Annotated in this window: 20 protein-coding genes and 1 pseudogene; 6 read left to right on the top strand and 15 right to left on the bottom strand. The window is 66.5% G+C overall.

Annotated elements, in window-relative coordinates; all coding sequences use genetic code 11:
* Positions 1-31 precede the first annotated feature (31 nt).
* The 6 genes and pseudogenes from GBA63_RS10535 (at position 32) to GBA63_RS10510 (ending at position 5,771) form a co-directional block, all read left to right on the top strand.
* On the top strand, positions 32-2,539 hold the full coding sequence (locus GBA63_RS10535; protein ID WP_166175884.1) for a sugar phosphate nucleotidyltransferase: 2,508 nt from the start codon (positions 32-34) through the stop codon (positions 2,537-2,539).
* Positions 2,540-2,600: 61 nt separating this feature from the next.
* Positions 2,601-2,858 (top strand): RsiG family protein, encoded by a 258-nt coding sequence (locus GBA63_RS10530; protein WP_166175882.1) that lies wholly within the window; start codon positions 2,601-2,603, stop codon positions 2,856-2,858.
* Positions 2,858-3,310: an FHA domain-containing protein gene (locus GBA63_RS10525; protein WP_166180061.1), complete on the top strand. Its 453-nt coding sequence runs from the start codon at positions 2,858-2,860 to the stop codon at positions 3,308-3,310. Before GBA63_RS10530 ends, GBA63_RS10525 begins: the two co-directional genes overlap by 1 nt.
* A gap of 58 nt (positions 3,311-3,368) precedes the next feature.
* A complete protein-coding gene (gene ftsR, locus GBA63_RS10520) occupies positions 3,369-4,265 on the top strand; it encodes a transcriptional regulator FtsR (protein WP_166175880.1) in 897 nt (298 codons plus the stop codon).
* A gap of 42 nt (positions 4,266-4,307) precedes the next feature.
* Positions 4,308-4,829 (top strand): annotated as a pseudogene (locus tag GBA63_RS10515) (adenine phosphoribosyltransferase); the annotation flags it as partial.
* A gap of 102 nt (positions 4,830-4,931) precedes the next feature.
* A complete protein-coding gene (locus GBA63_RS10510) occupies positions 4,932-5,771 on the top strand; it encodes a tyrosine-type recombinase/integrase (protein WP_228282538.1) in 840 nt (279 codons plus the stop codon).
* Positions 5,772-5,794: 23 nt separating this feature from the next.
* Here GBA63_RS10510 and GBA63_RS10505 read toward each other — a convergent pair whose 3' ends face one another.
* From GBA63_RS10505 to GBA63_RS10440, 15 genes are all read right to left on the bottom strand, one after another.
* Positions 5,795-6,304, bottom strand: coding sequence for an inorganic diphosphatase (locus tag GBA63_RS10505; protein ID WP_207957193.1), 510 nt, complete (start codon positions 6,302-6,304; stop codon positions 5,795-5,797).
* Between the two features lie 121 nt (positions 6,305-6,425).
* The gene (locus tag GBA63_RS10500; RefSeq protein ID WP_166175874.1) at positions 6,426-7,142 is read right to left on the bottom strand and encodes a RibD family protein; all 717 of its coding nucleotides are present in this window, start codon (positions 7,140-7,142) and stop codon (positions 6,426-6,428) included.
* Between the two features lie 13 nt (positions 7,143-7,155).
* Positions 7,156-8,379 carry a GTPase HflX gene (hflX, locus tag GBA63_RS10495; RefSeq protein ID WP_166175872.1) on the bottom strand — a complete coding sequence of 408 codons (1,224 nt, stop codon included), beginning with the start codon at positions 8,377-8,379 and terminating at the stop codon, positions 7,156-7,158.
* A gap of 62 nt (positions 8,380-8,441) precedes the next feature.
* Entirely contained in the window at positions 8,442-9,173 is a 732-nt protein-coding gene (locus tag GBA63_RS10490) for a tRNA dimethylallyltransferase (protein ID WP_166175870.1), read from the bottom strand.
* A 149-nt stretch (positions 9,174-9,322) separates the two neighbouring features.
* The gene (locus GBA63_RS10485) at positions 9,323-10,642 is read right to left on the bottom strand and encodes a MiaB/RimO family radical SAM methylthiotransferase (protein ID WP_166175868.1); all 1,320 of its coding nucleotides are present in this window, start codon (positions 10,640-10,642) and stop codon (positions 9,323-9,325) included.
* Positions 10,639-11,559, bottom strand: coding sequence for an ATP-binding protein (locus GBA63_RS10480; RefSeq protein WP_166175866.1), 921 nt, complete (start codon positions 11,557-11,559; stop codon positions 10,639-10,641). Before GBA63_RS10480 ends, GBA63_RS10485 begins: the two co-directional genes overlap by 4 nt.
* A 4-nt stretch (positions 11,560-11,563) precedes the next feature.
* Positions 11,564-13,108 carry a ribonuclease Y gene (rny, locus tag GBA63_RS10475; protein ID WP_166175864.1) on the bottom strand — a complete coding sequence of 515 codons (1,545 nt, stop codon included), beginning with the start codon at positions 13,106-13,108 and terminating at the stop codon, positions 11,564-11,566.
* A 70-nt stretch (positions 13,109-13,178) separates the two neighbouring features.
* Complete coding sequence (locus GBA63_RS10470) at positions 13,179-13,787, bottom strand: regulatory protein RecX (protein ID WP_166175862.1); 609 nt, start codon at positions 13,785-13,787, stop codon at positions 13,179-13,181.
* A gap of 12 nt (positions 13,788-13,799) precedes the next feature.
* Positions 13,800-14,927, bottom strand: coding sequence for a recombinase RecA (gene recA, locus GBA63_RS10465; protein WP_166175860.1), 1,128 nt, complete (start codon positions 14,925-14,927; stop codon positions 13,800-13,802).
* 101 nt (positions 14,928-15,028) lie between these two features.
* A complete protein-coding gene (locus tag GBA63_RS10460; protein ID WP_166175858.1) occupies positions 15,029-15,874 on the bottom strand; it encodes a helix-turn-helix domain-containing protein in 846 nt (281 codons plus the stop codon).
* A gap of 25 nt (positions 15,875-15,899) precedes the next feature.
* Complete coding sequence (locus GBA63_RS10455; protein WP_266096315.1) at positions 15,900-17,252, bottom strand: DNA translocase FtsK; 1,353 nt, start codon at positions 17,250-17,252, stop codon at positions 15,900-15,902.
* A complete protein-coding gene (locus GBA63_RS23580) occupies positions 17,249-17,950 on the bottom strand; it encodes a hypothetical protein (RefSeq protein WP_228282415.1) in 702 nt (233 codons plus the stop codon). Before GBA63_RS23580 ends, GBA63_RS10455 begins: the two co-directional genes overlap by 4 nt.
* 288 nt (positions 17,951-18,238) lie before the next feature.
* On the bottom strand, positions 18,239-19,876 hold the full coding sequence (locus tag GBA63_RS10450) for a ribonuclease J (RefSeq protein WP_228282536.1): 1,638 nt from the start codon (positions 19,874-19,876) through the stop codon (positions 18,239-18,241).
* A 128-nt stretch (positions 19,877-20,004) separates the two neighbouring features.
* Positions 20,005-21,261 carry a M16 family metallopeptidase gene (locus GBA63_RS10445; protein WP_166175854.1) on the bottom strand — a complete coding sequence of 419 codons (1,257 nt, stop codon included), beginning with the start codon at positions 21,259-21,261 and terminating at the stop codon, positions 20,005-20,007.
* Positions 21,261-23,318, bottom strand: a complete 2,058-nt coding sequence (locus GBA63_RS10440) for a polyribonucleotide nucleotidyltransferase (protein ID WP_166175852.1) — start codon at positions 23,316-23,318, stop codon at positions 21,261-21,263. The genes GBA63_RS10445 and GBA63_RS10440 overlap by 1 nt, the downstream gene beginning before the upstream one ends.
* Positions 23,319-23,352 lie beyond the last annotated feature (34 nt).

The following is a 23,352-nucleotide window of genomic DNA, read 5'->3' as shown; positions in this document are numbered from 1 at the left end:
TGGGGGCTTCGGGCCTCCGCGAGGCATTGCGATGAAGGCCGTCATAATGGCCGGCGGCCAGGGCACGCGTCTGAGGCCGCTCACGAGCGACCAGCCCAAACCGATGATCCCGATAGCCAACCTGCCCTGCATGGAGCACATAGTCGGCCTCCTGAAACGCCACGGGTTCACGGACATCGCCGTGACGCTGCAGTTCATGCCCGAGGAGATCCGGGACTACTTCGGCGACGGCTCTGACTGGGGCGTGAACATCGGCTACTCCGTCGAGGACGCCCCGGCCGGCACCGCGGGCTCCGTCAAGATGGCCGAAAAACAACTCGGCCTCGAGGGCGAGCGGCTTTTGATCATCAGCGGCGACGCCCTCACCGACGCGGACCTGACGCGACTTTTGCGCTTCCACGAGGAGAAGGGCTCGGAGGCGACGATGGTCCTGAAAAGCGTGGAGAACCCCCTGGATTTCGGCATCGTGATCCTGGAGGAGGACGGGCGCGTCTCGCGTTTTCTGGAGAAGCCCGCCTGGGGCCAGGTCTTCTCAGACACCGTCAACACCGGCATCTACCTGCTCGAACCCTCGGTGATGGACGAGATACCGGAAGAGGGCGAGTACGATTTCTCCAAGGAGCTCTTCCCGAAGCTCTTGGAAGCCGGCCGGCCCATGTACGGTTACGTCACGGAGGATTACTGGGAGGACATAGGGACGCTAGAGCAGTTCGCCTCGGCCCAGCGCGACGTGCTCGACGGGAAGGTCAGGGACGTCAGGCCTCCCGGAACCCGGCTTCGGGAGAATATCTTCGTCGGCCGCAGGGCCCAGGTCGCAGACGAGAAGCTCGAAGGGCCCGTCGTGATCGGGGAGAACACCCGCATAGACCCGGCCGCCACCATCGGCCCCTACTGTGTCATAGCCGACAACGTCGTGGTCTCCGCCGGCGCCTCCGTCGAGCGGAGCGTCATCGCGGACGGGACCTACATAGGCGACGGGGCCGAGCTCAAGGACACGCTCGTCGGGCGCAACTCCTACGTCCAGGCCAGGGCCAGGATCCTCGAGCGCAGCGCCCTCGGCGACGACGTGATAGTCGGCGAGGGCGCCACGATAGCCCCCGAGGTCAAGGTCTACCCGCACAAGACCATCGAGGCCGGCGCGAACGTCACCCACTCCTTGATCTACGAGACCATGGGCCTTCGCACGGTCTTCAAGGGCGGGGTCGTAACGGGCAAGTTCAACGTGAACCTCACCCCCGAGTTCGTCACCCGCCTCGCCTCCTCCTTCGGCACGACGCTCGACCCCGGCGCCGTCGTAACTTTAGGCCGCGACGCCTCGCGCTCCGCCCAGGTCGCCAAGCGGGCCATGACGGCGGCCCTCCTCGGGACCGGCATAAACATCAGGGACCTGAGGGCGGCCCACGCGGGCGTGGTGCGCCACGACGTTCTCTCGGGCCGCTCGTCCGCCGGCGTGCACGTGAGGGCCGGCGCCGACCCCGACGACGTCGAGATCCTCTTTTTCTCCTCCGACGCCACCCCTATGACCGAGGGCGACCAGCGCGACGTGGAGAAGGCCTTCGTGCGCGAGGAGTACCGCAGGGCCTACGGGGAGGACATAGGGGAGCTCATCTACCCGGGGCGCGTGGTCGAGCAGTTCGTCGAACGCCTGGAGCGCGTCGTGGACAGGGACAAGACGGCCGGCGCCACGATAGTCGTCGACTTCTACGGCGGCGTCGCCGGCCTCGTCGCCAGCCGGGTCTTCTCGCGCCTCGGCATAGGCGCCGTAGTTATGGAGGGGTTCACGAACGCCAACGTCGTCGGGTCCGGCCCCGGCGTCGACCTCGAAGAGAGCATCGAGCGGGTCGCCCGCATCGTCCCAACGGTCGGGGCCGTCTTCGGGGCCGTGGTCGGGCCCGAGGCCGAGCAGGTCCGGTTCGTCGACGACGAGGGCAGGCTCGTCCCGTCAGACGTGATGCTGGCGTGCCTCATCCGGACCACCCGTCCTCGCCGGTCCGTATTCCCGATAAACCTGAGCAGCGGGTACAGAAAACTCGCCGAAGAGGGCGGGGGGACCGTCGAGATCAGCCGCACCGGCATAGGCAACGTCGCCATCAAAGCAGCGGAAGCCCGCGCGGACCTCGCCTCCCTGGCCGACGGCCGATACATCTTCCCGTCCTTCCTCCCGGCCCCCGACTGCTTCATGACGCTCGCCCGCGCCCTGGAGGCCTTCCGAGCCGAACCGCTCTCGGCCGTCCGCCAGAACTTCGACGACTCGTTCGGCAACGTGGTCCGCGAGCGTTTGGAATGCCCGTGGACCGCCAAGGGGCGCGTCATGCGCGGCCTCGCGGAGCGGTTCGGCGGCGACCCCGACGCCATCCTCACGGAGGGCGTGCGCCTGAACGCGGACGGCGGGTGGGTGCTCATGCTCCCCGACCCCGACAACCCCGTCTTCTACGTCTACGCCGAGCCGGGAGACGGCGCCGACCCCCGCGCCCTCGCCGGCGAGTACGTCGAACTGGTCCGGTCCCTGATCGAAGACGGCCCGGCCGAACCTTCCTGAGGGGTCCAGGTGCCTCAAGCTGAGATTGCGCTTCAGGTTGAGGTCGCGCTATACTGCGTCCATGTCTGAGGATGGGTTCACACGGTCCGGCGGCTTCGACTGGGAGGCCGCCGAGGACTTCACGGCGCTCTCCGAAGGAGAACTGCGCCAGCTGTTGGCGCGGGTCGCCGTCGAGGAGCGGGCGGCGGCCTACCGGCACGAGGTCTTGCGAGGCAGGGTCGATTTGATCCGGGCCGAGCTCGTGGACCGGGGGGTTGCGTCTTTGCCGCCCGAGGAGCTGGCGAGGGTTCTTTTGGGGGAGAGGGGTGGGGACCTGTGATGGTTTGCCCCAACTGCGGGGCCGAGATCACGCGCAGCATGAGGTTCTGCGCCGAGTGCGGGACCAAGCTGGACGCCGGCCAGAGCACGGTCTCCTTCGCCCCGAGCTTCGGCGACGAGGTCGAATCGCCCGCGCCCTCCGGCGGCGGGCCCGGCGGCGCGTCTCTCATAGAGCTCGACCAGGTCGAGGGGACGGCCGGGCGCAGGATGCACGACATAGACGATTCGGTGGTGACCGTGGGCCGCGGCCAGGACAGCAGCATCTTTCTCGACGACGTCACCGTCTCGAGGAGGCACGCGGAGATAGTGCGCGGCGACCGGGGTTTCCTCATCCGGGACGCCGGCAGCCTCAACGGCACCTACGTAAACAGGGTAAGGGTCGACTCGGTCGACCTGCGCAACGGCGACGAGATACAGGTAGGAAAGTACCGGTTCAGGTTCGTGTACGCCTAGCGGAGCTAGCAGGGGCGGGCGCGAAGAAGACCCGATGTAGAGGATGGGAGCTAACTTCTTGGAGAACGGAGACACGTACAGGAGCAGGTGGACCAGCCCCCCGAGGGAAGACCCCAGGGCCGACGATGCGCGCGAAGACGTGCTCGGCCCCGAAGCGGACCCGATCGGGGAACAGCCCCTGGCGGAACAGCCGTTGGCTGAGTCGCCGATGGCTGAGACACCGGACCCGGATCCTGGCGCGCAGGACCGTTCCCGGGAAGACCCCATGCTGGGCCAGGGGACGCGGGGGCGCGGTGGGGGCAAGGACAGCTACACCATCGGCGAGGTGGTCGAGCGGCTGAGGCCCGAGTTCCCGACGCTCTCGGTCAGCAAGATCCGGTACCTGGAGCGCAGGCGTCTGATCAACCTCACCCGCACCCGCGGAGGTTACAGGCTCTTCTCCGGCCAGGACATCGAGCTTCTGAAGTACATCCTCACCCTCCAGGACAAGGAGTACCTGCCGCTCAAGGTCATTAAGAAGCGCATCGAGGGCGGGGGCGGTTTCCCGGCGGGCGGGGGGGACGCGGCCGGTGACCTCTCGCGGGTCCTCGAAGACAGGACCTACACCCGCGAGGAGCTCGCCGACACTTTAGAGACCGATTCGCGCTTCGTGGACGAGCTCGTGACCGTGGGCGTGATAGGCCGCAGCGGCGAGCTCACCCAGCGCGACGCGGAGATCGCGCGCCTCGCCCAGGAGATGGCGAAGTACTCGATCCAACCGCGCCACCTGCGCGGCATCATGGCCGCCGTCGACCGCGAGGCCGCCCTCTTCAAGCAGGTGGTCAACCCGGAGCTCCGCAGCAGGGACGACGGCAGGGTCGCCGAGGCCATGAACAAGGCCCGCCACCTCGCCTCGGTCGACTCCCGCATGAAAGAGCTGATGATGGCGAACGTGATCGACACCTTCGCCCCCTGACGCCGTGACGCTGACCGGGGACCCCACAACGCGCTCGATCGTGTCGAGCGCCGCATCCGCACGGTGCCAGACTTCCCGAAGCCGGGCATCTCCTACAAAGACATAACCCCCCTCATAGAGGATGGCGACGCCCTCCACGCCGCCACGGACGCCCTTCACGGGGCCACGAAGCACCTGGAGTACGACCGCATCCTCTCGGCCGAGGCCCGCGGCTTCGTCTTCGGCACGGCCCTCGCGTACCGGGCCCGGAAGGGCCTGATCCTGGCCCGCAAACCGAATAAACTCCCCCGCGAGACGATCTCGGCCTCCTACGACCTCGAATATGGCACCGATATCCTGGAAGCCCACGCCGACTCGGTCTCGGAGGGCGCCAGGGTCCTCGTCGCCGACGACCTCCTCGCCACCGGCGGCACCGCCCGCGCCATGTGCGACCTCGTCGAGAGCGCCGGAGGAACCGTGGCGGGCGTCGCCTTTCTAATAGAACTCGGCTACCTGGACGGGAGATCCCGCCTCAAACCCTACGAAGTCGTCTCCCTGATAACCTACGCCACCCCAAATGACTGACCTCCCCGTCCCAGCCCACAACCCAACCCCCGCCCCAAACCTCCCGCCCGATACCGACCGCCTCATCACCCTCTACCTCCGCACCCTCACGAGCCCCAGACGATAAAAACCTATAATACAGAGATACGGCTGTTCGTGGTCTACATGGCGGGGGAGATGGGAAAGGACCTCGCGTCTCTGACGGCTGAGGACGTGTCGATCTACAGGGAGCGCCTGATAAACGACTACGCCCCGGCGACGGCGGCGAAAAAGCTGGCTGTGCTGCGGCGGTTTTTGATCTTCACGTTCATGACCGGCGCGACCACCGTCAACCCCGAGGCCCTGCGCTTCTTCGCGAAGAGCCCGCGCGTCCGCCAGGACCCGGCCTACAACGTGCTGACGGAGGACGAACTGCGGCGGATGTTGAACGCCGCCCGGGCGGACAACTACCGCAACTACGTGATGCTGGCCGTGATGTCCGCGTGTGGTTTGCGGGAGGCCGAGGTCGTTGGCCTCAAGCTCTCCGATTTCCAGGACTCCGGAGACGACGTGGTCCTGCTACGGGTACTCGGCAAAGGAGACAAGATCCGCAACGTCCCGATATCTCCCGAGCTGTGGCGCCTCATCCAGCGCTACGTCCTCCTCTCCGACCGCAGCCTCAACTCCCACGCCGACGCCCGCAAGCCGCTTTTTTGCTCCCGGGTCGGCAAGGACAAGCCCCTCACGACCCGCTCCGTCCAGAACATAGTCAAGAAATACGTCCGCGCAGCCGGCATCACGAAACCCATAAGCCCGCACTCCATCCGCCACACCGTCGGCACCAACATGGCCGTGAACGAAGCCCCGCTACTCGTCATCCAGCAATTCCTCGGCCACTCGGACCCCAAGACGACCATGCGCTACATCCGCCGAGCCGAAGAACTCGCTAGCAAGGCATATCAATATAATACATTGCCGATGTAGGCGATCCCGGTGGGTGGGCACACCTATGTGGCGTGTTTGCGTATCAGGTCGTACGTCTCTTCGAGCGAGAGCCATCCGTGCACCTCGGCGCGTTCGTCGCCTTCGAGTCGTTTGTAGACTTCTAAGAACTGTTCTATCTCGTGCAGGTTCTGCTCGGGGAAGTCGTCGATGGTTTCTATGGCGTCGAAGCGTGGATCGTCGTCCGGGACCGCGAGTATCTTGTGCTCTTCGCCCTCGGTATCCGTCAGGTGCATGGCGCCGACGGGCCGGGCTTTGATGACGCAGCCGGGGAACGTTGGCTCGTACGCGGCGACCAGGACGTCGAAGGGATCTCCCTGATAATTCGTCGAAGGAAGGAAGCCGTACTCGACGGGGTAACGGACGTTCCCGGGCAAGACCCTGTCGCGACCTATAAGCCCGAGCCCCGGGAACCACTCGTACTTGTTGCGGCTTCCGACCGGTATCTCGACGACCGCGTTGACCACCCGCGGGGCGTCATCACCAAGGGGTAAGGCCTCAAGATCCAAAGCCACAACACCGCCTCCTGACTCGCGTCTCCCAAACGTTATCGAAGGCCCCAGCTTACTACCCTTCGCCCCCCTCGCGCTCCAACTTCGCATAACGGTAATTCTCGGAAGTTGAATTTTGCGTCCGTCAGGGGCCTGGTTGGCCCCCTGGCACGGTGTATCTCAGGAAGATTTCGTCGCCGGATGTTTTGGTGGAGTGGAGTCTCAGTTCGCGCGAAGCGCCCGCGCCGACGTCGACGATGTGGCCGCCGGTAGTCGGGAGTAGTAGCGGCGAGATGGTGACGAAGAGTTCGTCCACGAGGCCTTGCGCGAGGAGCGCGCCGTTTGTTTTCGGGCCGCCCTCGACCAGGAGCCGCGCCACGCCGTGGTCGGTTCGAAGCTTGCGCAGGGCGGCTCTGAGGTCCACGCGGCCGTCGGGAAGGCTCGGCGTCGGCATCAGGTCGATGCCTTTTGTGGGGTGTTCGTACGCGCCAGAAGCTTCTTTGGGGAACGCGAGTAGCACGCGCTGGGCGGGGTCCCTGATCAGCCTCTCGCCGATGGTCGGCGGTTCGGGGCCGCAGAGGATAACGGCCAAAGGTTGCGGCAAGGAAGGGTCATCCAGGCCGAGCCTCATCCTCTCCGCCCTGAGGGTCCCGGCGCCGACCATCACGGCGTCGACGACGGACCTTAGCCCCCTCATTGCCTTCCGGTCCGCGCTTTTCCCTATACCGGCGGCTTTTCCGCCTACGGAGGCCACGCCGTTAACGGAGGAGACCATGTTCACCAGGACGTAAGGCCTTGCGGGGTCTTTGGGGGCGGGCAGTCTCAGGTCGTCGTAGACGCCTGGGGGCGTCTGGTCGCCCATTGGTGCGGTCCCGTTAACCGGGTACCCTGTAGCGGGAGTACCTGGCCGAGGCGGATCTCGGGAGGCTGACGTCCATCCAGAGGCCCTCTTCGGTGCTCTTCTGGTCGTGGATCTCGGCCAGCCCGTAAAGCCTGCTCGCCTGCGCGTAATCCTCGTGGGGTATGAGGACCTCGATCCTCTCCCGCCGGACCGAGATCTCGCCGTACACGGCCTCCAGCAGGGGCCCCACGCCTCCCCCCGTGGCGCTCACGAAGACGGCGTCCGGGTACTCGGCGCGCAAATCCCACGCCCTCTCCTCGCCCACGAGGTCCATCTTGTTCAGGCACAGGATATCCCAGGGCTCTTCGTTATCGCCGCCGACGAGGCCCTCCCTGAGCGTGCGGCCGACGGTGGCTATCTCGTCGGGGAGCTCGGGGCTGGAGGCGTCCGCGCACAGGACGCGGACGTCCGCGTCGATGGCGGCCTCGAGCGTCGAGGCAAACGAGTGTACGAGCTGGGTCGGCAGCTTCCTTATGAAGCCGACGGTGTCCGTTACCACGAAGTCTGGGTGCGCGCCTTCGGAGCCATTGGCCGTGGCGGTCCCCTGTACGGTCCGTGTGGTGGTCTCGAGCGTCTCGAAGAGCCGGTCTTTGGTGGATCTGCCGGCCCCGCTCATCGCGTTCAGGATCGTGGTCTTTCCGGCGTTGGTGTAGCCGACGAGCGCGACGGTGGGCGTGGCCCCCTCCTTGAGCCTTGCCCCGCGGACCTCGCGGCCCACCTTCTCCCGGCGAAGCTTCCTGTTTATCGTGTCTATGCGGCCCCTTATGACGCGGCGATCGTACTCCAGTTGCTGCTCGCCGCTGCCCCGCCTGGCCCCTCCGCCGGACCCGCCCCTGCCGCCGCCGAGGCGGCTGAGCTCGGGGTTGCGGCCCTTGACCCTGGGCAGCCGGTACTGGAGGTCCGCCAGCTCGACCTCAAGCCTGCTCGCGGCATCCCCGGCGTGGACCTCGAAGATGCGTATGATCAACTCCGTCCTGTCGACCACGTTGGCGCCGGATCCCCGCTCCAGGGTCCTAGCCTGGGAGGCCGTCAACTCGTCATCCGTCACCACGAACCCGGCGTCAGCCTCCTCGACGACCCCGCGCAACTCCTCGCGCTTGCCGAGGCCAATGTAGCCGGCGTTGTCCCGCCTCGCCTGCTCCACGACACCAACGACCTCCATCCCGAGCGTCGTCGCAAGCCTCCGCAACTCCCCCATGTGACGGGGCTCCCCGGCCCCAACCAAAACGGCCCGAGCGTTCCCTTCTTCCGTGAGATCCATCATTCCCACATTGTATCATGCATGGTATTCAATTCCCCGCCTTGGGGGTCGCCCACGGTGACGATTCTCGCGCGATTCCCGATGGTCCTCGCCAGCTTATCGAACCAGCGCATCTGCTTTCTGGCGAGCCGTCTCGTTCTCGCGGAGATACGGTCTCTCGCCTGCTCCGCCGTGATCCTCCCGTCGGCCAGTTGCAGCATCTCCGCGACGCCGACGGCTTCCAGGACGGAGGGGTTTATTTCCTGCCCCTCCTTCTGCATTCGTTGGATCATCCGCGCCTCCCCCAGGCCGGTTTCGCAGATCCTCTCCGACCTTTCGGAGATCGAGGCATCCAGCACGTCCCTCTGCGGCCTTATGTAGAGCATCGTCGTTTCGTACCTCAAGTCCCCGGACCAGATGGAGCCCCTTTTGTCGGCCCCGGACATCTCCAGCTCGGCCGACCTTGAGGCCCTGCGGGGGTTCGCATCGTCTACGGTGGCCCTTTGCGCCGCTTCTCTAACCAGCGCGGGCACCTTCGGGGCCATCGGTATGTCCAGGAGGATGGCGTTTAGGTACATCCCGGTGCCGGCGTCGAGCACGACCCCGTTCTTTGAGCCCGAGATAATATCCAGCGCCTCCTCAGCGTGTCTGGCCACCGTCCAGCGCTCCGTGACGGGGACCACGCAGACGAGCTCCGCCGGCCTTCTCCTCGACTGGTTCGTGATCTTCTCTATCCCCGAATAGACTTGCATCGAGTCGACGGCTATCACCGGAACGTGGACCCCAAAGTCCCCGGAGAAACGTTCCGCGAGAGCGTCCGAAAGGTCACTCTTGCCGGCGGCCGTGGGACCGCAGACTGCGAGAACCTTCTTTTTTTGCCTCTTCGTGCCGACCGCTCCCTTTAGCGGATCGGTTCCGCGTAGAGCACGTGAGGGCCGGCCGATCCCACCCTTGCCCTCACGTACGACCCGGGCACCGCTCCCGTCTTTAGGTGGACGGCGTGCCCGCTCCAGGTCTCGCCTATGGCGCGCCCTTCCTCGTTGGCCCCGTGACGGACGTACACGTCCTCGACGGCCCCTATCTTTGCCCTGTTCCGCCTGAAAGCGTTGCCCTCGACGGCCCGCAACACCTCGACGAACCTCTTCTGCGCCACCTCCTGCGAAACGACACCCCCGATGTTAGCCGCCTCGGTCCCATCCCTCGGCGAGAACTTGAAGACGTACGCGGAGTCGAACTGGCAGTCTTCGACGAGCTTCAAGGTCGCCTCGTGGTCTTCCTCCGTCTCCCCCGGATGCCCGACTATGATGTCCGTGCTCAGGGTCCCGCCCGGCGCGGCCTCCCGGAAGACTTCTATCTTTCGCCTGTACCTCTCTGCCTTGTAACCGCGGTGCATGATCTTCAGCATCCGATCCGAACCGGACTGGACCGGCAAATGCAGCCGCTTTACTATCGTCTCCCTCTCGCCGATGGCCCGCAGAGTCCTGTCTTCCATGTTGGACGGGTGGCTGGTGGTGAACCACACCCTCGGCGCCCGCTCCGAGACCGCCTCCAGCAGATCACAGAACCTCTCGCCGTCCTGCCTCCAGGCGTCCACCGTCTGCCCGAGCAGCGTCACGTACCCGGTGCCGCCCTCCACTAGCCGATCCACCTCAGAGAGGATGCTCTCTTTCGACCTGCACACCATCCTTCCCCTCACGGTCGGGACTATGCAGTAGCTGCACCGGTAGTTGCAGCCGGTCATTATCGTGACGAAAGCTGAGTGTCCGCCTTCCGTCCCCGGTAGTTCGGGAGTGTACGTCTCTTCCATCGTGGGTAACCCCACGAACTCGGCCAACTCGTACGTATTATGAGTACCCAAAACGAGGTCTATACCGAATTGGCGGCGGAGGGTTTCGGATTCTTCGGCGGCTCCTATGCAGCCGGTGAGGGCCACTTTTTTGAGGCGGCCGGACCTCTTGAGGCGGGTGAGTTCGCCCAAGTGTCCGCGGACGCGGTCCACGGCGTTCTCGCGCACGTAGCAGGTGTTGAGGATGACTATGTCCGCGTCCTCGTAGCGCGGGACCTCGGCGTACCCTGCGTCCAGGATCATGCGCCGCATCCTGTCAGAGTCGTGCACGTTCATCTGGCAGCCGAAGGTCCTTATGCACGCCGTCTTGCCCGCGCCTGGTGCCGTTTTGGGGCGGGCTTCGGCTTGCGGGTGAGTTGCACGGGGTGGTCTCACTCATACTCTTCCTCCGGTTCGTAGACGCGGGCTTTCAGGAGGATCTCACCTGGGCGCGACACTACCCTGAGGTCGTCCACCTCCACGTACCCGGCGCGGGCCGCCCGTCCCAGTATAGCCGCGATCTCGGCCTTTTCCTTCTCCCCGAAGGGCAACACGGCCCCCCCACTCCCCGTCCCTCTCCCTCGACGCGTCTCTTTCGGACGAATTCCCGGTTCGTCTACGGTCAACTCGCTGGCTGGCCGGACCTCACCCCTCAACACCCGCTGCACCGTCCGGGACGAGAGGTCAAGGCCGATACCCGATGCCCTATCGCGTAGTCTACCGACGCTCTCTTCTGTGTGTATTATGTGGTTTTTTAACAGGGCTGCCAGGATGCTGGCGGGGGAATCGTAGTAGATGGTGGCGTTGGCCGATTCTCGGGCGAAGGACTCGGCGATGGCGAGGAGGTTCGTTCTCGAGGTGCGGGAGGCGGACTGGAGGGTGCGTTCGGGGAGGGTTCTGGTGTCGAACGTGGCCCTGAGGGCGGTTGGCCGTGACGGGGAGAGGACTTCGGCCGCGGTCGCGGCCCGTTTGAGGTGGTAGAGGGCGAGGCCCGCCCCGTGGTGGGAGCCCGTGCGGGCGGCGGGGTCCGGGACTGGCGCAAGGTGGCGGGTGGTAACGCCGGGCTCGAAGATTAGCGGGGCGTAGGCGTCGGGGATGCCCGTGCCGTCGTCAATTACCGTCAGGGTGCGGAAGCGGCGGCCCGTCAGGGTCGAGGCGACGAAGACGCGGGCTGCGCCGGCGTCGCGAGCGTTGCGCAGGAGTTCGACGAGGGCGTCCTCGACGTGGGTTATCGGGGAGGGGCCCCGGCGGGCGCCTTCGACGCCGGTGAGGCGGGCGAAGCCGGAGCCGAGGTCCCTGTAGGGTCCCTCCATCGCGCTAGCGCGCGACCTCGCTGACGCGGCTCTCGCGGATGACGGTCACCTTGATCTGGCCCGGGTACTCGAGGTCCGTCTCTATCTGCTTGGAGATGTCGTAGGCGAGCTTGGCTGCTATACGGTCGTCGACTTCGGAGGGCTGGACCATCACCCGGATCTCGCGCCCGGCCTGGATCGCGTAGGCCTTGTCGACGCCGCGGTGCCCTTGCGCTATGTCCTCCAGGGAGCGCAGGCGCTCGATGTAGGTCTCCGTCGTCTCCCGGCGGGCGCCGGGGCGGGCCGCCGAGACGGCGTCGGCGGTCGCGACGAGCACGTCCTCGACCGTCTCCATCTCGATCTCGTGGTGGTGGGCGCTTATGGCCCTGACCACGTCGTCGGACTCGCCGGACTTCTTGGCGAACCGCCCGCCGATGATGGCGTGAGTCCCCTCGACCTCGTGGTCTATAGCCTTGCCGACGTCGTGGAGGAGGGCGGCCCTGCGGGCGAGCTTGGCGTTGGCGCCGAGTTCCTGGGCCATCATGCCGCAGATGTTGGCCACCTCCACGGAGTGGGCGAGAACGTTCTGGCCGTAAGAGGTGCGGTACTTCAGGGCGCCGAGCAGGCGGGTCAGGTCGTTGTGCATGTTGCCCGTGATCTTGGCGTCGTAGAGCGCCTGGCGCCCGGCGGCCTTCATCTCCTTCTCGACGTCCTTCTTCGCCTTGGCGACGATGCCCTCGATGCGCCCAGGGTGGATGCGGCCGTCCTGCACCAGGCGGCCCATGGCAACCCTGGCGACCTCCCTGCGGACGGGGTCGAAGCACGAGATCACGACCGTCTCGGGCGTGTCGTCGATTATGACGTCCACGCCCGTCGCGGCCTCGAAGGCCCGGATGTTCCTGCCCTCGCGGCCTATGACCCTGCCCTTCATGTCGTCCGACGGAAGGCTGACGGCCTTTACCGTCGACTCCGAAGTCAGGTCCGAGGCAACCCTCTCCATCGTGGTGGAGATGAGCCTGCGGGCCTCCTGGTCGGCCTTCTCCTCGGCCTCGATGGTCATGTCCCTCACCATCTTCCCGAGGTCGGTCTCGAGCTCGGATTCGAGGCCGGAGAAGAGGCGGCGCTCGGCCTCGTCGCGCGTGAGGCCGGAGAGCTCTTCGAGGATCCTGAGCTGCTCGGATTCTCTCTGCTGCAGCTCTTCCTTTCTGCGGGCGAGCGCCTCTTCGTCTTCGCCCAGGCGCCTGCGGCGGGCTTCGAGCTCGCCCTCGCGGCGTTCGAGGGCGGCGTCGCGGTTGTCCAGGCGCTCCTCGACGCGCGAGACTTCGGCGCGGCGGGATCGGATCTCGGCCTCGGCGTCGTCTTTGAGCTTGAGCGCGGATTCCTTGGCGGCGAGCTCGGCCTCGCGACGGGCGGCTTCGGCCTCGCGGCGGGCGTCTTCTACTATGGAGCGGGCGTCGGAGCGGGCCTGGGTCTGGCTGGCCTGCATGCGAGATCTGCAGACGAAGTAGCCGACCGCCGTTCCGGCGATCGCGCCAACGGCAAGCCCGAGGACCAGTAACAGAACATTCACGGGTTGTCTCCTTCAACGGGCCCCTGTTTCGAGGCCCGGCATCGAGTTAAATGGACAGTCCTTGTTGGGACTACGCCCGTCCCCGATGCTCCCCGGCGACCTCGGCGCAGACCCCGGCCGAGTAACCGCGACGCGCCAGAAAACCGTAGACCCTGCGCGCCTCGGCCTCGGATCCCACCCCATTATACCGCCGCGCCACAGCACTTCTAGCGTCCTCGAGCTCGGACCGACCGGCGAACTCTTCTTCGACAGCCACCGCTGCCACCTCCCGCCCGACCCCGCTCTTGAGCAGGTCGGCGGAGACCCGCCTGGGCCCGTATCGCTGCGCCTTCTCCCGCGCCTTCTGGCGGGCGAACTCCTCGTCGTCCAGGTAACCGAGCTCGAACAGGCGGGCAACGACGACCTCGATGGTCCCTGACGCGTACCCGTAACGCCCGAGCCTCTCTCGGACCTCCCCCTCGGACCGCGCGCGGTAGCCGAGCAGGTTCAGGGCCCGGCCCATGGCGAGCGGCCTCTCCCCCGCCACCCTGGCTTCCTCGAGCTCCTCGCACGAGAACGCGGCCCCCTCACGGAGGCCGCGTTCTCGTGCGACTGCGGCGTCCAGCTCGGCCCAGAACTCCCCGTCCACGGAGATCCTGACCCGGTTCCGCCGCTCCTTCGCGCCCGTGATCTCGGGCAAACCGGACCGCCCTTAGACCGGCCGACCCGCCGGGGCCTCCGCGACGAGGTCCTGGTCCGCGACGCCGTTGGCCCTCTCTGCGGACCCGTTAGCGCCGTCGGCGTTCGCCCCGGCGTTCGCCCCGGCGTTCGCCCCGGCGTTCGGGTTGTCGAAGCCGAGCTTGTCGTAGATGTCGGCGAGGACGCGGTTGCGGACGCCCTCGTTCTCCTTGAGGAACGTCTTGGCGTTCTCGCGGCCCTGCCCGAGCCGCTCGTCGCCGTAGGCGAACCAGGCGCCGGACTTCTGGACCACCCCGTTCTCGATGCCGATGTCGAGCAGGCTCCCCTCGCGGGAGATGCCCTCGCCGTACATGACGTCGAACTCGACGACCTTGAACGGCGGCGCCACCTTGTTCTTGACGACCTTGACCCGCGTCTGGTTGCCGACCGTGTCGTTGCCGGCCTTCAGGGCGCCGATGCGCCGGATGTCGAGCCTGACGCTGGAGTAGAACTTCAGGGCGCGGCCGCCCGGCGTCGTCTCGGGGGAGCCGAACATCACCCCGATCTTCTCCCGAAGCTGGTTTATGAAGATGGCCGTCGTCCCCGAGCGGTTGAGGGAGCCCGAGAGCTTCCGCAAGGCCTGGCTCATGAGCCTGGCCTGAAGCCCCACGTGGGAGTCGCCCATCTCGCCCTCTATCTCGGCGCGGGGCACGAGGGCGGCGACGGAGTCGATAACGACGACGTCGAGGGCGCCGGAGCGGATGAGGGTGTCGGCTATCTCGAGGGCCTGCTCGCCGTTGTCCGGCTGGGAGAAGTAGAGGTCTTCCAGGTTCACCCCGATCGCCTGGGCGTAGTCCGGGTCGATGGCGTGCTCGGCGTCGACGAAGGCGCACAGGCCGCCGGACTTCTGGGCCTCCGCTATAACGTGCAGGGCGAGGGTGGTCTTACCGCTGGACTCGGGGCCGAAGATCTCGACGATCCTGCCCCGCGGCAATCCCCCGACACCGAGCGCCAAATCGAGCGCGAGGGCGCCCGTGGAGATGGCCGGGACCTTTGGCCTCTCGTCGTCGCCCATCCTCATGATGGAGCCCTTGCCGAACTGCCGCTCTATCTGGGATACCGCGGCGTCTATTGCTTTGCTCTTGTCCAATGCATCCTCCACGAAACGCGTGCGTCGATGGCTCTTGCGTGATCGGTATTCCTCGCAGGAAATTATACTGCAGCGCCGGGGGCCTCCCAAGAGGGTTTCCGGGTGGGGGCCTCTCAGCCCGCGGACTTCAGGGTGTAGCTCTTGTCGAGCACCTGTCCGGGGTCTCCGAGGGGGCCCACGTCCTGGCCGTTGACCTCGACGGAGACGGCGCCGGCGTTCCCCGCCTCGATGCCGACCACGCGCCGCGCCTCGAAAGTCCTGGAGTACCCGGGCTCGGCCACCCGCTCGAAGACCGTCTCGGAGTCGGAGCGGACCCGGATCCAGGCCGGCGACCCCTCCACGCTCACCCCGACCCTGAGCGTGTCGAGCGCTGCCTCGTTGGCGACCTGCTCCCCGGACGCGGGCCGTTCCCCGCCTTGCCCCGCCCCTCCGCCGGACGCCCTCTGGTCTTCCTCGTTGGCCGGGGCCTCCGCCCGGACGTCGTCCCCGGTCGAGGCCCTGACGTTCAGGCCCACGAAGTACAGGGCCCCGATAAGGGCGGCTATGACGAGGGCGGCTACGCCGAAGGCGATGATGGTAGAGCGCGGTATCTTGCGCTTGCGGGCGCCCGAGACGCCGCCCGGGTTGATGATCGGCCGCTCGAACTCGCTCTCGGGGGGCGCGTAGCTCAACCCCCGTTCCCGGCGCGGCTTTCTGCGGGTCCTGAGCTCTTGGGAGAGCCCCGCGCCGTCGAGGCCCAGGAAGTTGGCGTACGTCTTCAAGAAACCCTGGGCGTAGACCGCGTCGGGGAGGACCGTGTAGTCGTCCTCTTCGAGGCCGACGAGGTAGCGTTTGCGGATCTTGGTAGCCCGCTCGGCCTCTTCTAATGAGAGGCCCCTGTCCCGCCTGGCCCGCTCCAGAACGCGCCCGATCTTGCCTTCGCCGTTGGACGAGCCGGGTGTGTGATTGCCGTCTTCCATGCAGCCTAAAAGCCTACCATAGACGCTACCAGCCCTCGGGTTTGTCGCCCGGTTCCCCGCCCTCGAACATGGACTCGATATCTAGCGCGCTCGCCACGACGGCGCGGCTCTTCGAGCCCTCGTACGGGCCGACGATGCCCTTGCGCTCTAGCGCGTCGATGATCCTGCCGGCCCGCGAATACCCGACCCGAAAGCGCCGCTGCACGGCGCTCACGGAGGCCTGCTGGGTCTGCACGACGAAGCTCGCCGCCTCGGGCAAGAGGTCGTCCTCGGGCTCGTCCGTCTCCTCCTTGTCGCTTTTCGGCTGCTGGGTGACCTCCTCGACGAAGTGGGGCTCGGCCCTGCCCGAGGCGGCGTCCTCGGAGGCGCCCACCACCCGCTCGACCTCGTTCTCCGAGATAAAGGCGCCCTGCACCCTGGAGCTTCTCAGGGCGGAGACGGGCTTGAAGAGCATGTCGCCCATGCCGAGCAAAAACTCGGCGCCGCCGCCGTCCAGGATCACGCGCGAATCCACCTGACTCGAGACGGCGAAGGCGATCCGGCTCGGGATGTTAGCCTTGATCATGCCGGTTATGACGTCGACGCTCGGCCTCTGGGTCGCGACGACGAGGTGGATGCCCACGGCCCTCGCCTTCTGGGCGAGCCTCACTATGGAGTCCTCGACCTTGGCGCCTGCCTGCATCATGAGGTCGGCGAGCTCGTCTATGACGATCACCACGTAGGGCATCTGCGTCTCGGCCCTTATGTTGTAGCCCTCCAGCGACCGCGACCCCATCCTCTCCAAAACCTCGTAGCGCCGCTCCATCTCGGCGACGGCCCACTGCAACGCGTTGGCGGCCTTCTTGACGTCCGTGACGACGGGGGTTATGAGGTGCGGCACCCGCCCGAACGGCGAGAGCTCCACCCTTTTGGGGTCTATGAGGACCATCTTGACCTGGCGAGGATCGGTGGTCAGCAGAAGCGAGGTGAGCAACCCGTTGAGCATCACGCTTTTCCCGCTTCCCGTGGTGCCGGCGACGAGCAGGTGCGGCATCTCGGCCAGGTCGAAGAACACGGCCCGGCCGGAGATGTCCTTGCCGAGGGCCACGGGCAGGGTCCAGTCGTTCGCTTCGGGGTACTCCCTGAAGACGTCGCCCAAGGTTACCTTGGCCGGTCTCGTGTTCGGCACCTCGACCCCGACCGCGCTCTTGCCGGGGATCGGGGCGAGTATCCTGACCTCCGTGGCGGCCAGGGCGTAGGCTATGTCTTGCTGCAGGTTCCTGACCTTGCCCACCTTGACCCCGCTGCCGAGCCGCAGCTCGTAGCGGGTAACGCGGGGGCCTACGACGGCCCGGATCACGCGCGCCTCGACCCCGAGGTCCGCGAGCGCCCGCGTCAGGCGTTCGCTGGTCCCTTCCGCGTCGTGCTCCGGGACCCCGTGCCCGACCTCCAGCAGGCCGAAGGACGGCGGCGTGTACTCCCCCGGCTCGACCGGACGGGCCTCCTCGAGCGGCAGCCCCCCGGAGCTCTCCGGCAACACCACCTCGAACTCCCGCGTCGGCGCGTCTTCCTCCTCGGGCGGCGCGGGGGTTCGGGCGCCAACTCCTCGTGCAGGTCGCGCACCTCGGGCTCCGCCGGCGGCTCGGCCGGCCGCTCCCGCACGGCGGCCGGTTTGTCCGTTCGGGACTTACCGCCGTCTCGAAGGCTCTCCCCAAACCTTCGGGCGTAGTCGGCAAGGTGGATCGCGCCGTCGCGCAGGGCCGTGAGCGCGGCCGCGAAGCCGACGCCGGTGAGCAGGGAGAGGCCGAGGGCGTAGAGAAGCCCGAGGGTGAGCACGGTCCCGATAGTACCGCCGACGAGGTCTACGGCGTAGTAGACGGCGCTGCCGACGGCGCCGCCCGCGTCGGGGTAAGCCTCGCTCGCGAAAAGCAGGCGCCGGGGCATGGCGGCCCCGAAGGTCGTCGCGGCCCCCGTAAGGAGCAGGGCCGTACCGATAACAGCCCTTCCGGGCAACCGGTCTAGAAGAAGCAGCAGCCCGCCCAGCGCGGCGAGCGGCGCCAACGCCAGGCCGGCCTCGCCCAGGAGGTTGCGCGCCACGAAGAGGCCGGCTTCCCCAGAAAAGCCCCCGCCCGGTAAAGAAGGCGGCGCTGAAAAACAGACCCAGGGCGAGCAGCGCGATGCCGACCGCCTCGCGGCTTACGGCCTCCCGCAGGCCTTCCATCAAGGGGGGCTGGGCCTTCTTGCGGGTCCCTTTGGCGCGACCCTTGTTCGGGGACGCCTTCTTTGCCGTCTTTTTCGGGGCGCTTCTGTGTGTAGCCACGGTAGAAGTCTAGCCTAAACCAGCGGGCCGGACCCTCAACCGCACCATATAGTAGAGGTCTAGGGCTAGACCTCTACTATTAGCGGAAGGATGATCGGGCGCTTCCCGGTCTTGTTGGAGAGAAAGCTGGAGAGGTCCTTACGCACGGCGTTTTTGAGCTCGCCGCGGTCGGTGACGCGGCCCTTGGCGGTCCGCTCGAGGGTTTTACGGACGGTTTCCGTGGACTGCTCCATGAGGCCGTTCGAGCCCTGAGGGCTGACGAAGCCGCGCGAGATCAGGTCAGGGGGTCCGAGAAGCTGGCCGTTCTGGGCGTTGACCCTGGCGACGACTATGAACATGCCGTCCTCGGAGAGCTGCTGGCGCTCGCGCATCACCCCGGAGGCGCCCTCTGCGAGGCCCCCGCCGTCGACCAGGAACATGCCGGCGGAGACGCTTTCGTCGCGGCGGGCCTTGCCGTTCTTGAACTCGAGCCTGTCGCCGTTCTCCAGGATAAAGATGTTCTCCTCGGGTATTCCGAGCGTCATCGCCGTGTTCGCGTGGTGGCGCAGGTGGCGGAACTCGCCGTGGACCGGCACCAGGTAGCGGGGCTTGAGCAGCGAGAGGACTATCTTCTGTTCCTCCTGGGCCGCGTGGCCGGAGACGTGGACGGGCATCAGGGGGCTGTAGCAGACCTCGGCCCCCCGCTTCATCAGGTTGTTGATAGTGCGCGAGACGCCCCGCTCGTTGCCCGGTATCGGGTGGGCCGCTATGACGACGGTGTCGCCTGGACCGGCCTCTATAGAGCGGTGGGTGCCGTTGGCGACCCGGCTGAGCGCGGCGAGCGGCTCGCCCTGCGAGCCCGTCATCATCACGACGATCTCGGAGTCCGGGATCCTGCCGAAGTCCCGCTGCTGGTCCACGAACATGTTGTCCGGAAGATCCAGGTATCCGAGGTCGCGCGCTATCTGGACGTTGCGGACCATGGACCGTCCGGCAACACCCACGAGCCTGTTGTGCTTTTTGGCGGCCTCGACGACCTGGCTCACGCGGTGGATGTGGGAGGCGAAGGAGGCCACGATGATCCTGCCCTTCGCCTTCTGGAACACGTCGTTGAGCGTCTCCCCGACGATCCTCTCGGACGGCACGAAACCGGGCCGCTCGGAGTTCGTGGAGTCGCCGAAGTACGCGAGCACGCCCTCGTTACCGAGCTCCGCGAGGCGGCCGAGGTCCATCGGGTCGCCCTCGATCGGGGTCAGGTCGATCTTGTAGTCCCCGGAGAACAGGATCAAACCCGCGGTCGTGCGGATCGCGATGGCTATGGCGTCCGGGATGGAGTGGTTGACGTTTATGAACTCGAGGCCGAAGCCGCCCAGGTTCTGGGTGTCCCCGGCCTTGATCTCGCGCAGGTCCCCCTTCTTTATCCCGAACTCCTGCAGCTTGCTCCGCACGAGCCCGAGCGTCAGCTTGGTCCCGTACACCGGAACGTTGAACTCGCGCAAAAGGTAGGGCAACGAGCCCACGTGGTCCTCGTGCCCGTGGGTGAGAACCACCCCCTTTAGCTCGTCGGCGTGCTCGCGCAGGAACGTAAAGTCCGGCAGCACCAGGTCGATACCAGGCATCTCCTCGTCCGGGAAAGACATCCCGGCGTCGACGAGGATCATGCCGCTCGACTGGCGAACGGCGGTCATATTCTTGCCGATCTCGCCCAATCCTCCCAAGGGCACGACCTGCAAGGCGTTTTTATCTCTCAGCGTGAATTACCTCCTTTGGAGGTTTCAGGCATCAGGTTTCAGGCATCAGGAAAATCCTGAGAGCCTCCGAAGGAGGCGACCTGAAGCCTGTAGCCTGAAACCTATCCCAGGTACCTCCCCAGGTCGAGCTCTTTCGGGCCGACGGCTGAGAGGTACATTTTCTTTGTGTCTAAGTGTTCGTTTGCGAGGCGCATGATGGCGTCTGCGGTGACGGCTTCTATGCGCTCTGCTATCTCTTCCGGGGAGAGCAGCTCGGTGTCGAGGATGACGCTGCGTCCCACGCGGTTCATCCTGGCCGCGGTGCTCTCCAGGGCGAGGAGGGTCGAGCTCTTTAGCTGCTGCTTTGTTCGCTCCAGCTCCTCGGCGTCCACGGGCTCGTTTCGCATCTTGCCCATCTCGCGGACTATGGTCTCTATGGCCTCTTCGACGTTTCCGGTGGTGGAGCCGACGTAGGTCTTTATGGCGCCGGCGTCGGAGTAGGCCTGGTGGTAGGAGTAGACGGCGTAGGCCAGGCCCCGCTTCTCGCGGACCTCCTGGAACAGCCGGCTGCTCATGCCACCGCCGAAGACGTTGTTGAGCGCGGCCATCGCGAAGCGGTCCTCGCTGCTCGCGGGGATGCCCAACGAGCCCACGGAGACGTGGTACTGCTCGGTCTCCTTGAACTTGTAGTGGACGCGGCTCTCGGGCTCGCCCGGACGCGCGTTGCGGGGAAAAGGGTCCCCGGCTGGCAGGCCGCCGAGCTTCTCCTCGACCATCCGCTCCAGCTCGTCGGGGTCTAGTTTGCCGGCGCCCACGACGAAGACGTTGGCGGCCGTGTAGGTGTTCTGGTGGAAAGACTTCAGGGTCTCGTGGTCGACGCCGCGGACCGTCTCGGCGGAGCCGATAATGGGCCGTCCCAGCGGGTCGCCGTGGAAGATCAAGCCGGAGAGGTACTCGTCGGCCATCTGGTCCGGACGGTCCTCGTACATCTTGATCTCCTCGACTATCACCTCCCGCTCCCGCTCCAGGTCCGCGAAGGTGGGACGAAGCACCATGTCCCCCATCACGTCGAGCGCCCTTTCGAGGTGCTCGGGAAGAAAGCGGGCGTAGAGCACGGTGTACTCCTCGCCGGTGGCCGCGTTCTCCTGCGCGCCGATGCCCTCGAAGGCCTGGGCTATGCCGAGGGCGTCGAGCTCGGGCGTCCCCTTGAAGAGCATGTGCTCCATGAGGTGGGTTATGCCGGCCACGTCGTCCCGCTCGTCGCGGGAGCCGGCCCGGATCCAGACGCCAAGAGAGACGCTGGTGGCCTCCGAGAGGGGCTCCGAGAAGACCCTGAGGCCCCCCGGAAGCTCCCGCCTTCTGACGTTCTTGTCCGCCACTAGTCCTCCAGCTTCTCTAGCGAGATGCGGTTCTGCTTGTCGATCTCGAGCACCCGCACCTTGACGAGGTCGCCCTCGGTGACGACGTCCTCGACCCGCTCGACCCGCTGCTTGCCCGGGGCGAGCCTGGAGATGTGGACCAGGCCGTCGCGGCCGGGGGTGAGCTCGACGAAAGCGCCGAAGTTCGTGGTCTTGACGACCTTGCCGTTGTAGATGTCGCCGGCCTCGACGTCCTTCATCATGCCCTTGATGGCGCCCGCGGCCTCCTTGGCCACCGCGCCGTCGCCGGCCACGTGGACCATGCCGTCGTCCTCGACGGAGATATTGACGCCGAACTGGTCCTGGAGCGCGTTGATGGTCTTGCCGCCGGGGCCTATGAGCATCCCGATCTTCTCCTTCGGGATGCGCAGCACCTCGACCCTGGGCGCGAACTCGGAGACCTCCGAACGGGGCTCGGAGATGGCGCCGCGCAGGATATCTAGTATCTGCAACCGGCCTTCTTTGGCCTGCCCGAGTGCCTCCTGCAAGAGCCGGGCGGACACACCCGTGATCTTCATGTCCATCTGCAGCGCCGTGATGCCGTCGGCCGTGCCGGCGACCTTGAAGTCCATGTCGCCCAGATGGTCCTCGAGACCCTGGATGTCCGACATGATGACGTATTCGTCGCCCTCCTTGACGAGGCCCATCGCAACACCCGCGACGGGGGCCTTGATCGGCACGCCGCCGTCCATGAGCGCGAGCGTCGAGCCGCAGACGCTGGCCATCGAGGAGGAGCCGTTCGACTCCAGGACCTCGGAGATGATGCGCAGGGCGTAGGGGAACTCTTCCTCGCCCGGGACCACCGGGAGCAGGGCGCGCTCGGCGAGCGCCCCGTGCCCGATCTCACGCCGCCTCGGGCTGCCGACGCGGCCGGTCTCGCCCGTGGAGTAGGGCGGAAAGTTGTAGTGGTGCATGTAGCGCTTGCCCGTCTGGGGCTCGATGGTGTCGAGCCGCTGCGAGAGGCCGAGGTCGGCCAGCGCCAGAGAGCTCAAGACCTGCGTCTCACCGCGCGTAAAGAGCCCCGTGCCGTGGACCCTCGGCAGCACCGAGACCTCGGCGGTAGTCGGACGGATCTCGTCAAAGGCCCTCAGGTCGGTCCGCTTGCGGTCCTGCAAATAGAGCGCCCGGAACGCCTCTTTTTCGAGCGTCGACAGGGCGGCGGAGATCTGCGGGATCTCCTCCTCGTCGCGGCCCTCTACGAGCTCGTTCTTGAGGTCGGATAGCGCCTCGCGGCGCGCCCTCCGGTCGGTCTGGACGATGCCGTCCTTGATCCTGTCGAAGTACTGGGCCCGGAAGTCCGCGAGAAACGGGTTCTCCTCCGGCTCCTCGACGGGCTGCTTGGGCTTGCCGTGCTCGGCGGCCCAGGCGTCTATGGCCTGCGCCTGCGCCATCACGGTCTCCTGCGCGAGCTGCAGGGCCTCCACCATTACGTCCTCGGGCACCTCGTTCGCGCCGGCCTCGACCATAGTGATGGCCTCTTTGGTGCCGGCGACCACGAGGTCGAGGTCGCTCTCGGCTATCTGGGAGTAGGTCGGGTTTAGGATGAAGTCCCCGTCGAGCGAACGGCCGACGCGCACGGCGCCGATCGGGCCGTCGAACGGTAGGTCCGAGAGCGCGAGCGCCGCGGAAGCGCCGACCATGCTGACGGTGTCGTAGGGGGTGTCCTGGTCGGCGACCAGCACGGTGCCTATTACCTGGATCTCGTGGTGGTAACCCTTGGGGAAGAGCGGCCTGATGGGCCTGTCGGTGAGCCTCGAAGTGAGGACGGCCCTGTCAGAAGGACGCCCCTCGCGCTTGAGGAAACCGCCCGGGATCTTGCCCGCCGCGGTCATTCGCTCTTCTATGTCCACGCTCAAGGGCAAAAACGTCGCCCCGGGCCGCGGGTTGGCCGAGCGGGTGGCCGTCGAGAGCAGGACGGTGTCCCCGAGCTGGGCCGTAACCGAGCCGCCGGCCTGTTTGGCAAGCTTGCCGGTTTCGAGCACGACGGAGCGCTCGCCTACTGGTATCTCTAGACGCATGTGTTGTCTCCTCTTGTTTCTGGTGGGGTGGCCG

Source organism: Rubrobacter tropicus (assembly GCF_011492945.1).
Classification (GTDB): domain Bacteria; phylum Actinomycetota; class Rubrobacteria; order Rubrobacterales; family Rubrobacteraceae; genus Rubrobacter_D; species Rubrobacter_D tropicus.
The sequence above is the reverse complement of the archived record's forward strand: the minus strand, read 5'-3'. Positions and strand labels throughout refer to the sequence as shown.